The organism is Burkholderia sp. Ac-20345 (assembly GCF_017104825.1).
GTDB classification, from domain to species: Bacteria; Pseudomonadota; Gammaproteobacteria; order Burkholderiales; family Burkholderiaceae; genus Burkholderia; species Burkholderia lata_B.
Genome location: NZ_JAAGPO010000126.1, coordinates 16,617 through 30,055, shown reverse-complemented (window position 1 = coordinate 30,055; position 13,439 = coordinate 16,617). Strand labels below are relative to the sequence as shown.

General features: G+C 68.3%; 12 protein-coding genes. 8 read left to right on the top strand and 4 right to left on the bottom strand.

Annotated features, from left to right (window positions below; genetic code table 11):
- A partial coding sequence (locus G3O06_RS32450) for a cytochrome P450 (RefSeq protein ID WP_205818654.1) occupies positions 1-952 on the top strand: 952 nt, incomplete at its 5' end.
- 15 nt (positions 953-967) lie between these two features.
- On the opposite strand, the gene G3O06_RS32445 is transcribed toward G3O06_RS32450, so the two are convergent.
- Positions 968-1,294 (bottom strand): superinfection immunity protein, encoded by a 327-nt coding sequence (locus G3O06_RS32445; RefSeq protein WP_174971843.1) that lies wholly within the window; start codon positions 1,292-1,294, stop codon positions 968-970.
- A 101-nt stretch (positions 1,295-1,395) separates the two neighbouring features.
- On the bottom strand, positions 1,396-1,815 hold the full coding sequence (locus G3O06_RS32440; RefSeq protein WP_089426988.1) for a rhodanese-like domain-containing protein: 420 nt from the start codon (positions 1,813-1,815) through the stop codon (positions 1,396-1,398).
- Between the two features lie 111 nt (positions 1,816-1,926).
- Between G3O06_RS32440 and ftrA the strand changes: the two genes are divergently transcribed.
- Both ftrA and G3O06_RS32430 read left to right on the top strand, forming a co-directional pair.
- A complete protein-coding gene (ftrA, locus tag G3O06_RS32435; RefSeq protein ID WP_174917604.1) occupies positions 1,927-2,901 on the top strand; it encodes a transcriptional regulator FtrA in 975 nt (324 codons plus the stop codon).
- Between the two features lie 140 nt (positions 2,902-3,041).
- Entirely contained in the window at positions 3,042-3,776 is a 735-nt protein-coding gene (locus G3O06_RS32430) for a hypothetical protein (RefSeq protein ID WP_205818653.1), read from the top strand.
- Between the two features lie 59 nt (positions 3,777-3,835).
- On the opposite strand, the gene G3O06_RS32425 is transcribed toward G3O06_RS32430, so the two are convergent.
- Positions 3,836-6,175: an Orn/Lys/Arg decarboxylase N-terminal domain-containing protein gene (locus tag G3O06_RS32425; protein WP_205818652.1), complete on the bottom strand. Its 2,340-nt coding sequence runs from the start codon at positions 6,173-6,175 to the stop codon at positions 3,836-3,838.
- 3 nt (positions 6,176-6,178) lie between these two features.
- A complete protein-coding gene (gene adiC / locus G3O06_RS32420) occupies positions 6,179-7,711 on the bottom strand; it encodes an arginine/agmatine antiporter (RefSeq protein ID WP_205818651.1) in 1,533 nt (510 codons plus the stop codon).
- A gap of 430 nt (positions 7,712-8,141) precedes the next feature.
- Here adiC and G3O06_RS32415 point away from each other — a divergent pair, with 430 nt between their 5' ends.
- The 5 genes from G3O06_RS32415 to G3O06_RS32395 all read left to right on the top strand — a co-directional run bounded on the left by G3O06_RS32415 (position 8,142) and on the right by G3O06_RS32395 (position 13,387).
- Entirely contained in the window at positions 8,142-9,212 is a 1,071-nt protein-coding gene (locus tag G3O06_RS32415; protein ID WP_205818650.1) for a nitronate monooxygenase, read from the top strand.
- An 80-nt stretch (positions 9,213-9,292) separates the two neighbouring features.
- On the top strand, positions 9,293-10,747 hold the full coding sequence (locus tag G3O06_RS32410; RefSeq protein WP_205818649.1) for a M20 family metallopeptidase: 1,455 nt from the start codon (positions 9,293-9,295) through the stop codon (positions 10,745-10,747).
- A gap of 62 nt (positions 10,748-10,809) precedes the next feature.
- Complete coding sequence (locus G3O06_RS32405) at positions 10,810-11,919, top strand: malate/lactate/ureidoglycolate dehydrogenase (protein WP_174917610.1); 1,110 nt, start codon at positions 10,810-10,812, stop codon at positions 11,917-11,919.
- Positions 11,916-12,497, top strand: a complete 582-nt coding sequence (locus G3O06_RS32400) for a TfoX/Sxy family protein (RefSeq protein WP_205818648.1) — start codon at positions 11,916-11,918, stop codon at positions 12,495-12,497. The genes G3O06_RS32405 and G3O06_RS32400 overlap by 4 nt, the downstream gene beginning before the upstream one ends.
- Before the next feature lie 311 nt (positions 12,498-12,808).
- Complete coding sequence (locus G3O06_RS32395; protein ID WP_174971826.1) at positions 12,809-13,387, top strand: NnrU family protein; 579 nt, start codon at positions 12,809-12,811, stop codon at positions 13,385-13,387.
- The last annotated feature ends 52 nt before the right edge of the window (positions 13,388-13,439 follow it).

Below are 13,439 nucleotides of genomic sequence, written 5' to 3'. Positions count from 1 at the left end.
GTTCGGCGAGCTGGTGCGCATGAACGACGGCGCGTTGCGGCACGACGTGCCGAAGCAGGCGCTGCGCACGGCGTTCGCGCCGATCGATACGGTTGCATTGCGCGACCGTGCCGAACAGCTTGCCGCGCGGCGCTTGTCGGCGCCGCATGATGCCGGCGCGCTGAACGCGTGGTGCATGACGGTGCCCGTCTGCGCGGTTGCCGATCTGCTCGGCTTCGACGAGACGCAGCTCGACGACATCGCGGCGCAGGTCGTCGACTTCGTCGCCGCGCTGTCGCCGTTGTCGGATGCCGCGGCACTGGCCCGCGCGAGCGACGCTGCGCGAAAGCTGCTCGACCGGATGACGGAGCGCGTCGCGCAGACGCATGCGCACGACGGCACGCTCGTCGCCACGGTGCAGCAGGCGGCCCGCGCGTCGGGCTGGCAGGCGAGCGGCGCGCTGGTCGCGAATCTCGTCGGGCTGCTGTCGCAGACCTGCGAGGCGACCGCCGCGTGGCTCGGCAATGCGCTGGTGGCGTGGAACGGGGAAGCGGAAACGGGCGCCGATCGCGTCGTGCCGGACGATGCCGCGCTGGACGCATTCGTTGCCGAAGTCGGGCGCTTCGACTCACCGGTGCAGAACACGCGCCGCTTCGTTGCATCGCGCACGACGATCGAAGGCGTGACCGTCGAAGCCGGCGACGCGATCCTCGTCGTGCTTGCCGCCGCGAACCGCGACCCGGCCGTGCATCGCGAACCGCACCGATTCATGCCCGGCCGCGCGGCCGGGCCGAATTTCGGCTTCGGCACGGGGCCGCATGCGTGCCCGGGCGAGCGGATCGCGCGGGCAGTGACGACGGGGGCGTTCGGTGCGTGGCTGCGTGCGGGCGGGGGCGCGACGCACGACGGGCTGGCGTGGAGTTACCGCGCGTCGACCAACGTCAGGATGCCGAAGTTCGACGCGGCACGGTGAACGGGAAAGAGGGACTTAACGGCAGCCTTGCTTCTCGGCCCATTGTTCCTGGGCGGCGACGCGGCGCTGCACGCGTTCGACGAGACCGGTCGAGAAGGTCCGCATGCTGATACCGCGGCGCTTCGCGAGGATCGTCTGCGCGACATCGGTGCTCGGGTTCGGCTGGCAGGCCCAGTAGAGCGTCATCAGCCAGCCGATGCCGGTCCATCCGAACAGTGCGTTGAACATCGCGACCGTCAGCTTGTCGTGCCGGCCACGCCGGTCGGCAATGACCGCCGGCAGAAAATAGATCGCGATCGCGGCCACCGAACCGGCCACTTGAATCAGGACTGCGTTCTGCATGTTGCTGCTCCATCCGAACTGCAATGGGACTGATTGTCGCGCTTTTTCCGTTCGCGTGCAGGCCGTGCGCTGGCAATTGATTGTTGCGATTTTAATGACGATCAGCCGGCTTCGGCGTCCGCCGGCTGCACTTCGTTGCTCAGCGCGAAACCTTCGTCGAGCCAGCCCGTCACGCCGCCGATCATCAGCTTGACCGGCCGGCCGAGGCGCGCAAGCTGGATCGCCGCGCGCGCGGCGCCGTTGCAGTGCGGGCCCGCGCAGTAGACGACGAACAGCGTGCCGGCCGGATAGCCGGCGAGCTTGCTCTCGATGATCTTGCGGCGCGGCAGGTTGCGCGCGCCGGGCACGTGGCCGGCGGCGAACTGATCGGGGCCGCGCACGTCGAGCAGCACGAAATCGGGTGCACCCGATGCGAGCGCGTCGTGCACGTCCCAGCAATCGGTCTCGAAGCGCAGCGACGCCTCGAAATGTGCGAGGGCGGCGGGGCTGTCGGCGGCGGGCACGTCGGTGACGTAGGACATGAGCAGGTTCTCCTGAAGGTTGTGCGGAACGCGGTGGAATGAAGGGCAGTATCTCGGTTCGGCGCGTTTCGCGGCAGTGGCGCGATCGACAAGTTCCGGTAACATCGCGCCATGCATAATCATCTCGTCGTCGCGCTCGCCTACGATCGCCTCTGCACGTTCGAATTCGGCTGCGTGGTCGAACTGTTCGCCCTCGAACGCCCCGAGCTCGGGGTCGACTGGTATCGCTTCGCGGTCTGCGCGAGCGAGCCGGGGCCCGTGCGCGCGGCAGGCGGCATCACGGTCGCCGCGCCGTACCGGCTCGCGACGCTCGATCGCGCCGACACCATCGTGATTCCCGGCTGGCGCGATCCGGACGAACCGCCGCCCGAGCCGTTGCTGAAGAAACTGCGGGCCGCGCATCGCCGCGGCGCGCGGCTCTGCTCGATCTGCTCGGGCGTGTTCGTGCTGGCGGCGGCCGGCGTGCTCGACGGCCTCACGGTGACGACCCACTGGCGCTACGCGGAGAAACTGCAGGCGCGCTATCCCGCGCTGCGCGTGAATCCCGATGCGCTTTACGTCGACGAAGGGCAGGTCGTCACGTCTGCCGGGTCGGCGGCGGGGCTCGACATGCTGCTGCATCTCGTGCGCCGCGATCACGGCGGCGCGATCGCGAACCGGGTCGCGCAGCGCCTCGTGCTGCCGCCGCATCGCGATGGCGGGCAGGCGCAGTTCGTGCCGCGCCCGGTCGCGCCGGGCGGCACCGACCGGCTCGCGAAGCTGATCGACTGGATGCGCGCGCACGCGGCCGAGCCGCATACGCTCGCGTCGCTCGCCGCACAGGCCGCGATGAGCACGCGCACGCTGCAGCGTCAGTTCGCGGACGCGACGGGGATGTCACCGCTCGCGTGGCTGATCCGTGAACGCGTGAACGTCGCGAAGGACATGCTCGAAGCGCATCCCGCGCTGTCGCTCGCGCAGGTCGCGGCGCGCGCGGGGTTCGGTTCCGAGGAATCGCTGCGCCGGCATTTCCGGCGTGTCGCAGCGACGAGCCCGGCCGCTTATCGCCGCGGGATGAGTCGCGGCGAAAGCGCACGGGACGCTTGAGCGCGGTACCGATTCCTGTCGATGTTCTCTTCGGGTGACACCGCAGTGGCGTAAGATCGCGCATCACTGAGAGAAGCCGGCGCGTGGTGGTCGGCTTGCGCCGTTCATGCGGCACAACGATAACGACAAGGACAACCATCATGGGCCTGCTGGGAAAGCTGTTCGGAAAGAAATCGCGCGATGAAGCGTCGTCGCCGGCGCCGTCGACGCACGACGCCGCAGAAGCGGGCGAACAGGGCGCGCCGCGCGAGCCCGACATCGCCCCCGAACTCGCCCCCGCGCTGGCCGCGTTCCAGGCTGGCCGGCCCAAGGACGCGATCGCGGGCGCCCTGCCGCACGTGGAGCGGCTGCCCGATGCGGCGCGCTTGTGCGCGCTCGCGTACTCGGAGATGGAGCGCTACCCGGAAGCCTTCCAATACTGGCTCAAGTTGTTCGAGCAGGAACCGAGCGCGCACAACGCGGTGCAGCTCGCGACGACGTCGGTGATGTGCGGCGAAGTGGCGCGCGGCGAAGCGTGGCTGCAGAAGGCCGCCGAGGTCAATCACGACACGCACGAGCAGTCCGACGCCGCCGCGCGCGTGAACTTCATCTCGGCGCTGATGCAAAGCGGCCATCTGCGCGAGGCGCTGCCGCATCTCGCATGGATGCGTGACGTCTATGCCCACATGCGCATTACCGATTCGACCTTCCTCTACATGCGCGGCATTCCGTTCTTCTCGTCGTTCCTGGAGAAGAGCCTCGAGATCCTGAAGGCCACGCAGCCGGCCGGCGCGATCGTGTCGTGGTACGGCGAACTCGATGGCAAGCTCGACGAAGAGGGGGCGGCGCAACTCGCCGAGTGGGTCGGTCAGCTGAAGGGGCAGCCGGCGGCCTGAGCGGCCGACGCCGGCTGCGAGTGACGCCGCCCGCCGCCGGGCGGCGGCGCATTGCACACTCAGCGCGTATTGGTATCGCGCGCCTTCTGCTTGATGCACGCGATCCGGTACACGCCATCCTCGACTTCGACGCCGTGCGTGTCGTGCGTGAAGCCGGGGAAGCGCAGGTCGTACTGCTCGAGCGCCTTCAGGTAGCCGAGCAGCGGGCCGTCGGCCGGCCCCGCGTTCTCGCCGGGCATCAGCAGCGGAATGCCCGGCGGATAGGGCACGACGCCCGTCGCGACGGTGCGGCCTTCCATTTCCGATAGCTCCAGCATTTCGATGTCGTTGTGCACGAGATGCTCGAATGCCTCGGCCGGGCTGTAGTCGGGCTTCGGCAGCGTCGAGAAGCCGCGCGACATCATCTCGGTCGTCTTCAGGTCGCTCATCGCGCTGAACATCAGGTCGCACAGGTCGCGCAGGCCGAGCTTGCCGTAGCGTTCCGGATAGCGCGCGACGAGTTCGGGCAGCGCTTGTTCGAGCGGCGCGTTCGCATCGTAGTCGCGCTTGAAATCGAGCAGCGTGTTGACGAGCGTGCCCCACTTGCCCTTCGTCACGCCGAGCGAGAACAGGAACAGGATCGTGAAGTCGGTCGTCTTCTCGACGACGATCCCGTGCCGGTCGAGATACGCGGTGACGACCGACGCCGGAATGCCGACCGGCATCAGCCCGCCGTGCGACGCGACGCCCGGCGTGACGATCGACACCTTGATCGGGTCGAGCATGCAGTAGTCGTCCTCGATATCGCCGAAGCCGTGCCACGTGTCGCCCGGATGCAGCACCCAGCATGACGGATCGGTGGCGAGCAGCGTTTCGTCCGCTTCGTGGAAGCGCACGCGGCGGCCCGTCTTGCGATCGACGACGCTATCGGGCTGCCAGCCATTGAAGAACCAGTCGTTGTTCTCCGCGCATTCCGTATGCAGGCGCGCCAGCATCTGGCGGAACGCGACGGCCTCGCGGATCGCGTCGGTCGTCAGCGCCTCACCGCCGGGGCCGTCCATCATCGCGGCGCTCACGTCGTTCGACGCGATGATCGCGTAGTTCGGCGATGTCGACGCATGCATCATGTACGCCTCGTTGAAGCGTGCGTGCTCGATCGGGTTGCGGCCGTCGCGGACATGAATGAACGACGCCTGCGACAGCGCGGCGAGCAGCTTGTGCGTCGACTGCGTCGCGAACACGGTCGGCTTGCTCGCGTCGTGTTGCGACGGATCGCCGTGCATCGCGTGACGGTCGCGGTAGATCGGGTTGAAGCGCGCGTAGCCGTACCACGCCTCGTCGAAATGCAGCCGATCGACGCTCTGGCCGAGCAGTTCCTCGACGCGCGCGACGTTGTAGCAGAGGCCGTCGTACGTCGAGTTCGTGATCAGCGCATGCACGGGCGTCGGGTCGATGCCGTCGCGGCCGCGCACGAGCGGGTTCGCGTCGATCGCGAGGCGCACGGCGGCGGCCGTCAGCCGCTCGGGCATGATCGGCCCGATGATCCCGTAGTGGTTGCGCGACGGAATCAGGTAGGTCGGAATCGCGCCCGACATCGTCATCGCGTGCTCGGCCGACTTGTGGCAGTTGCGGTCGCACAGCGCGACCTGGTTGCGTGTGACGCTCGCCATCAGGATCACGCGGTTCGACATCGACGAGCCGTTCGTCACGTGATACGTGCGATGCGCGCCGAACACGCGCGCCGCATAGCGTTCGCTCTCACCGATCGGGCCCGAGTGATCGAGCAGCGAGCCGAGTTCGCCGACCGAGATCGACAGGTCCGAACGGAACAGCGATTCGCCGAAGAATTCGAAGTACGCGCGGCCGACCGGCGATTTCAGGAACGCGGTGCCGCCCGTGTGGCCGGGCGTATGCCACGAATACTCATACACGCGCGAGAACTGCGCGAGCGCGCGGAACATTGGCGGCAGCACGGTTTCGCGGTAGCGCTCGATCGCGGCGACGATCCGGCCGCCGATGAACGCGGTGGTGTCTTCCAGCATCCAGATGAAGTCGTCGGCCTTGCGCATGGCGTCGACCGGAATCGCGGATGCGCTCGCGCGGCTCGCGAGCAGGAACACGGGCACGGTCGCGTTGCGCGCGCGCATCGCGTCGAGCACGGCTTGCGCGGGTGCGTGGTCGGCATCGTTGCCGAGTTCCCAGTTGAGCAGCAGGCACTGGATCGCCGGATCGGCGGCGACCACCGCGCAGGCATCGTCGGCGGACGTCGCGATCACGACGTCGACGAGCCGCGTGCGCAGCTCCTCGGCAAGCGCTGTCGCGGCGCGCCCGGTGGCCGTGCGTTCATCGATGTCGTGCTGCACGAGCAGCGCCTTCATGCCGAGGCGGCGGAAGGCCGGTTGGGTCAAGGAAGCGGTCATGTGTCATTCCCCCGTTTGCTGGGTTGCCTGGACGCTCGCGGCAACGGCCGGCGAGCGCGCGTGAAGGGTGTCGGCCTGGTGACGGCCGACGGAGATCCAGAAGGTGGCGGCGAGCGCGGCGATGGTCACGCCGAGCGCGAGGTAGCGCACCCAGCGCGGCGAGCGGCCGCCCGGATGGATATGGGTTTCCTCGATCTCGCGCTGGCGGTTGATCGACAGCTCGTAGAAGACGATCGTCGCGACGACGAAGATCAGCGACCAGCGCGTTTGCTGGCCGTCGGAGCCGACCATCGCCCACAGCGCGTAGACGGCGCCGATCAGGCCGACGATCGTGTAGAACGTGAACTGGTGCGACGGCATCTTGCCGTAGCCGAGCACCTTGATCGCGATGCACGAGTAGATGTACGGCAGCAGCGTCATGATTACGGCGATCGACGCGATCTTGCCGAACTGCTCGCTGGCGCTCGGCGACATCGTCGCGAGCACCTGCACCGACATGATCAGCGCGACGATCGCGAGGCCGGCCGACGGCACGTTCTTCGAGTTCACGCGGGCGAACACGCCGGCGAACAGGCCGTCGTCGGCGGCCGCCTTCGCGGTCTGGCCGACCAGCAGCGTCCAGCCCGCGAGCGAGCCGAGGCAGCCGAGTGCCGCGCACAGCGCGACCGCGTTCGCGGCCGTATTGCCGAGCGCGAGGCGCGCGGCATCCGCGAACGGCGCGCTCGATGCGAGCAGCGCCTTGTTCGGGATCATCCCCATGATCACGGTCGAGCTGAGCACGTAGCAGACAGCCGCGAGCACGACGCCGCCGACGGTCGCGATCGGCACGTTGCGCGACGGGTTCTCGACGACGCCGGCCGATACCGACGCACTCTCGACGCCGATGAACGCCCACAGCGTGAAGTTCAGCGTCGCGCCGATCGCGCTGAAGCTGCTCGCGCCCGACACGTTCCAGCCGGCGAAGTACACGTCCTTGCTGAACCAGAACCAGCCGAACACGGCCATCCCGAGGATCGGCACGAGCGCGAAGATCGTCGTGACCGACTGCACGCGGCCGACGACGTTCGGCCCGAGGATGTTCGCGTACGTGAACAGCCAGATCACGAAGATCTGCGCGAGCGCGAACACGAGCGGGTCCTTCAGTACCGGGAAGAAATGCGTGAGGTAGCCGAGGCCGGCAACCGCGAGGCCGACGTTGCCGAGCACGTTCGCGAGCCAGTAGATCAGGTTGGTCTGGTAGCCCATGTACGGGCCGAACGATTTGCGCGCATACGCATACGGGCCGCCGGCGGCCGGGTCGATCGCGGCGAGCTTCGCGAACACGAGCGCGAGCGACACGGCGCCGACGACGGTGATCAGCCAGCCGAAGATCGCGATGCCGCCGGTGGCGGCGAGGTTCGCGGGCAGCATGAAGACCCCGGAGCCCATCATGTTGCCCGCGACCATCAGCGTGGCGGGAATGACACCGATTTTCGGCGCGGAAGCCGCGGCCGGCGTGGCGGCGGAGCGGGAGGAGGACGAGCTGGCATCGGACATGCGACGCTCCTTGACGAGACGTGTTGCGGTTGAGGTGGCGCGGCGTGGCGCCGGTTGACGATTCCGGCACGAATCGTCGTTTTATTTAACGTTTTAATGTTATCGCCTTGGTGGTTTTTAATAAGGGTAAACGCCGGTATTTAATAACTTGGATATTGATGAATGTCATTGAAACCGGTGAATCGGTGTTTGAATGCGGGTGTGGGTGGCCCGTGTGGAAAGGATGAGGGGCGTTTTTGTCGGTCTCGATCCTGGAGAGCGAGATCGTGCTGATGAAGCCTCCATGAATAATTTTTTTCGAATCGGTTAAATCAGATTGTGATGTAACTCGAGTCGCAATCGGGGTTTGAGTTTGTCGGTTAATATCGAGCGCATTAAATGCGCGCCGCCGGCGCGCGCGGCCACCGCTTCTTTCCCGAGGACGATTCCGATGACGACGCTGCCATCCCGTTTGCCGCTGATCCAGGCCCCGATGGTCGGTTCGCTGAGCCCGCTCGCGATCGCGGTGTGCGAAGCCGGCGGGCTCGGCTCGCTCGCATGCGCGGCGCTCGGCCCGCAGCAACTGCGCGACGAGATCGCGGCGATTCGCGCGCGAACGCCCGCACCGTTCAACGTGAACTTCTTCTGCCATACGCCGCTGGCACCCGACGCCGAGGTCGACGCGCGCTGGCGCGCGGCGCTCACCGGCTACTACGCGGAAGCCGGACTCGATCCGTCCGGCGTGAAGGGCGGCCCCGGCCGCGCGCCGTTCGACGATGCGATGTGCGCGGTCGTCGAGGAGTTGCGGCCGGCCGTCGTGAGCTTCCATTTCGGGCTGCCGGACGACACGCTGCTCGAGCGCGTGCGGCGCACGGGCGCGCTGGTCGTGTCGTCCGCGACGACCGTCGAGGAAGCGCGCTGGCTGGATGCGCGCGGCGTCGACGCGATCGTCGCGCAGGGCGCGGAGGCCGGTGGCCATCGCGGGATGTTCCTGACCGACGACATCCATGCGCAACCGGGCTTGTTCGCGTTGCTGCCGCAGATCGTCGACGCGGTGCGTGTGCCGGTGATCGCGGCCGGCGCGATCGCCGACGGGCGCGGCATCGCGGCGGCGTTCGCGCTCGGCGCGCGTGCGGTGCAGATCGGCACGGGCTACCTGCTGACGCCGCAGGCGGGCCGCTCGGCACAGCATCGCGCGGCGGTGCGTGCCGCGCGCGACGACGGCACGCGCATGACCAACCTGTACACGGGCCGCCCCGCGCGCGGGCTGTTGACGCGCTTCATGCGCGAGCAGGGGCCGATGAGCGCGCTCGCGCCGGCGTTCCCGCTCGCGACGGCCGCGGTCGATCCGCTGCGCGGCGCGTTCGAGCGGCAGGGCCGCGACGACTTCTCGCTGCTGTGGTCGGGCGAGGCCGCGGCGCTTGCGCGTGAAGAGGATGCCGGCGAACTGACGCAACGCCTGTGGCGCGACGCGCTGGCGTGCGCGGCGGGGTTGCGCGACGCGTTCCCGCAGACGGTCTGAGCGACCGGGAAGGGGGCGCCGGCGCGGGAGCATCGGCGTATCATCTGGGTTTTCGTCAGCCCGATCCAGGCACCCCCACCATGACCTCCGTCGACACTACCCCCGTCCTCGACCATGACAAGCTCGTTACCTTCATCGAGCGCAAGTGGAACGATGAAATCCTCCACGCGCTGACCGACTACATCTCGGTCCCCGCGAAGAGCCCCGCATTCGACCCCGACTGGGCGAAACGCGGCTATCTCGAGCGCGTCGTCACCGATGCCGCGCAGTGGGCCGAGCGGCAGCCCGTGAAGGGCCTGAAGCTCGAGATCGTGCGCTTGGCCGGCCGCACGCCGGTGATCTTCTTCGAATCGCCCGCCACGCGTTCGGGCAGCACCGACACGATCCTGCTGTACGGCCACCTCGACAAGCAGCCCGAATTCGACGGCTGGCGCGCGGACCTCGGCCCGTGGACGCCGAAGTACGAGAACGGCAAGCTGTACGGCCGCGGCGGCGCGGACGACGGCTATGCGATCTATGCGAGCCTCGCGGCGCTCGGCGCGCTCGACGAGCAGGGCATCGAGCGGCCGCGCTGCGTCGGCCTGATCGAGACCTGCGAGGAATCGGGCAGCTACGACCTGCTGCCGTACGTCGATGCACTGCGCGACCGGCTCGGCCAGGTGTCGCTCGTCGTGTGCCTCGATTCGGGCGCCGGCAATTACGACCAGATGTGGCTCACCACGTCGCTGCGCGGGCTCGTGTCCGGCGACCTGCAGGTCGAGGTGCTCGAGGAAGGCGTGCACTCGGGCGTCTTCGGCGGCATCGCGCCGTCGAGCTTCCGCGTGATGCGCCAGCTGTTCGAGCGCCTCGAAGATGCGAAGAACGGCAACCTGCTGCCGGGTGTGTTCCATTGCGAGATTCCCGACAGCCGCGTGCGCGAAGCCGAAGCGGCCGCATCGATTCTCGGTGACGCCGTGTGGAAGGGGCTGCCGTGGGCGTGCGGCGCGGACGGCAAGCCGGTGCTGCCGACCACGACCGATCCGCGCGAGGCGCTGCTGAATTCGACGTGGCGTCCGTCGCTGTCGGTCACCGGCGCGGCCGGCCTGCCGGCGCTCGCCGATGCGGGCAACGTGCTGCGTCCGCGTACCGCGTTCAAGCTGTCGCTGCGACTGCCGCCGCTCGTCGACGCCGCGCAGGCCGTGCAGCAATTGAAGGCACTGCTCGAACTCGATCCGCCGTACAACACGAAGGTCACGTTCAAGCCCGACGCGGGTGCCGCGACGGGCTGGAGCGCGCCGGATCTCGCGCCGTGGCTCGCGTCGTCGCTCGATGCCGCGTCGCGCCGCCATTTCGGCGCCGACTGCGCGTACATGGGCCTCGGCGGCACGATCCCGCTGATGAACGTGCTGCAGGAAGGCTTCCCGTCCGCCCAGTTCATGGTGTGCGGCGTGCTCGGGCCGAAGTCGAACGCGCACGGCCCGAACGAATTCCTGCACGTGCCGTACGCGAAGAAGCTCACGGCGGCGGTCGCGGACGTGATCGCAACCGCGCGCTGATCGCTTGGCGCGTAGCGCTTGGCAGTAACGACTGCTCAACCCGACCTGACGGAACCTTGCCGATGACCGCACTGCCGACGCCCGATACCGAACCGCTGCGCATGCGCGCCGAACCGCTGCATGCATTCGTCGCGGCACTCTGGGAACGGGCCGGCAGTAGCGAGCGCGAGGCAAGGCTCGTTGCCGATCACCTGGTCGGCGCGAATCTCGCGGGCCACGATTCGCACGGGATCGGGATGATCCCGAACTACGTCGCGTCGTGGCGGGAAGGGCAGTTGCAGTTGAACGGACACGCGTCGATCGTCCGCGACGGCGGCGCGGTGCTGACGATCGACGGCGGGCGCGGCTTCGGCCAGGTGATCGCGTTCGAGGCGATGGTCGAAGGGATCGAGCGCGCGCGGCGCATGGGCATCTGCGCGATCGGTCTGCGCGACGTGCATCATCTCGGCCGCATCGGGCACTGGGCCGAGCAATGCGCGCGCTCGGGGCTCGTGTCGTTCCATTTCGTCAACGTGCCGGGCGACCTGCTGGTCGCGCCGCTGCACGGCACCGATCCGCGCTTCGGCACGAACCCGTTCTGCGCCGCGTATCCGCGTGCGGGCAGGCCGCCGCTGCTGCTCGATTTCGCGACGAGCGCGATCGCGTACGGCAAGACACGCGTCGCGCACAACCAGGGCAAGCGCGTGCCGGCCGGCTCGCTGATCGACCATCGCGGCCAGCCGACCGACGATCCGGCCGTGATGCACGAGCAGCCGTTCGGCGCGCTGCTGCCGTTCGGGCTGCACAAGGGATACGCGCTGGCGGCGATGTGCGAGATTTTCGGCGGCGCACTCGTCGGCGGGCATACGACCTACGGCGACACGCTGCAGAAGACGAGCGCGATCGTCAACGGGATGCTGTCGGTGCTGATCGATCCGAACGCGTTCGATGCGGCCGACGCGGAGCGCGAAGCCGATGCGTTCGTCGCATGGGCGAAGGCGTCGCCGCAGGCCGGCGACGCGCCGGTGCAGGTGCCGGGCGAGCCGGAAGAGGCCAGCCGCGCGGCGCGCGGTGCCGGCGGCATTCCGGTCGATCGCGCGACGTGGCGGCAGATTCGCGAGAGCGCCGCGGCGGTCGGCTTCGACGAAGCCGGGCTCGACGCGTGGACGCAGCGCTGCACGGAATCCGCATGAGCTGGCAATCGGAGAAAGCGCACGGCGAGGAGATCGCGTATCAGCTCGCGCCGCTCGGCAACGTCACGGTCGTGCGGTTCTTCAGCGGTGCAGCGATGCGGCTCGACGGCGTGATGTTCGGCTTCATGTCGCGCGGGTCGCTGTTCCTGCGTGTGGATGACGTGAACCGTCCGGCGTTCGTCGCGGCGGGGATGGGGCCGTTCTCGTACGAGCGGCCCACGCGCACGGTTTCGCTCGACGGCTATTACGAAACGCCTGCCGACGTGCTCGAGGATGCGGGCGCGCTGTTCGACTGGTGCCGCAGCGCGTATCGCGCGGCGCTGCTGGCGGGGCCGCCGAAGCGCAAGGCGAGGGCGGTGGCGAAGCCGGTGGCGGAAGGGAAAGCGGTGGCGAAGCGGGTTGCGAAGCCGGCGGCGAAACCGGCGGCTAAACCGGCGGCGAAACCAGCGGCGAAACCAGCGGCGAAACCAGCGGCGAAACCAGCGGCGAAACCAGCGGCGAAACCAGCGGCGAAACCAGCGGCGAAACCGGCAGCGAAACCGGTGGCAAAGTCGTCAGCGAAGCGCAAGCAGACTTAATTCCGATCGAGCGAAGCGACCGCTTCGCGAATTTCGCTTTCCTTTCTTTCGATCTCGAACGTTTCCGCGGGATGCTCGTGGCGCACGGCACACAGTGCCCGGCGGCGCACCCGCACAGGTGCGCAAAATCATCCACCCTGCCGCACCGCACATCCCCATGCTTCACAACGGCGGCCACGGCGTTTATGATCGGCGCGGGTTGCACCCTTGCCTGGCGCGACCCGCGCCGGCCTCGCCGCCGGCCCCGCGAACGGCGCATCGTACGCCGCGCGGAATGCTTCCCCACTCATCATTCCAGACGGAGACAGTCGATGCTCGTCCTGATTCTCGGTTTAGCGATCTTCCTCGGTGTGCACTCGATCCGGATCGTCGCGGACGGCTGGCGGTCAGCGACGATCGAACGGATCGGCGAGAAAGGCTGGAAGGGCCCCTATGCGATTGCGTCAATCGTCGGCTTCGTGCTGATCATCTGGGGCTACGGCATCGCGCGCCAGGGCGCGACGCTGCTGTGGGTGTCGCCCGTCGGCGTGCGCCACCTCACCGGCATGCTGACCGCGATCGCATTCGTGCTGATCGCCGCCTCCTACGTGCCCGGCAACCGCATCAAGACGCTCGTCGGCCATCCGATGGTGGCCGGCGTGGCGGTATGGGCGATCGCCCACCTGCTCGCGAACGGCACGCTGCACGCAGTCGTGCTGTTCGGCGCGTTCTTCGTGTGGTCGCTCGTCGATTTCGTCGTGTGGCGTGCGCGTGACCGCCGCGATGGTGTGCGCTATCCGGCGGGCAGGCTGTCGGGCGACGCGGTGACGATCGTGGCCGGGCTCGTCGTGTGGGCGGTCTTCGCGCTGTTCCTGCACGGCTGGCTGATCGGCGTGCGGCCGTTCGGCTGAGCGGCTGATGAGCGACTGATGAGCGACTGAGCGGCGGCCGGCCGGCGCGCCG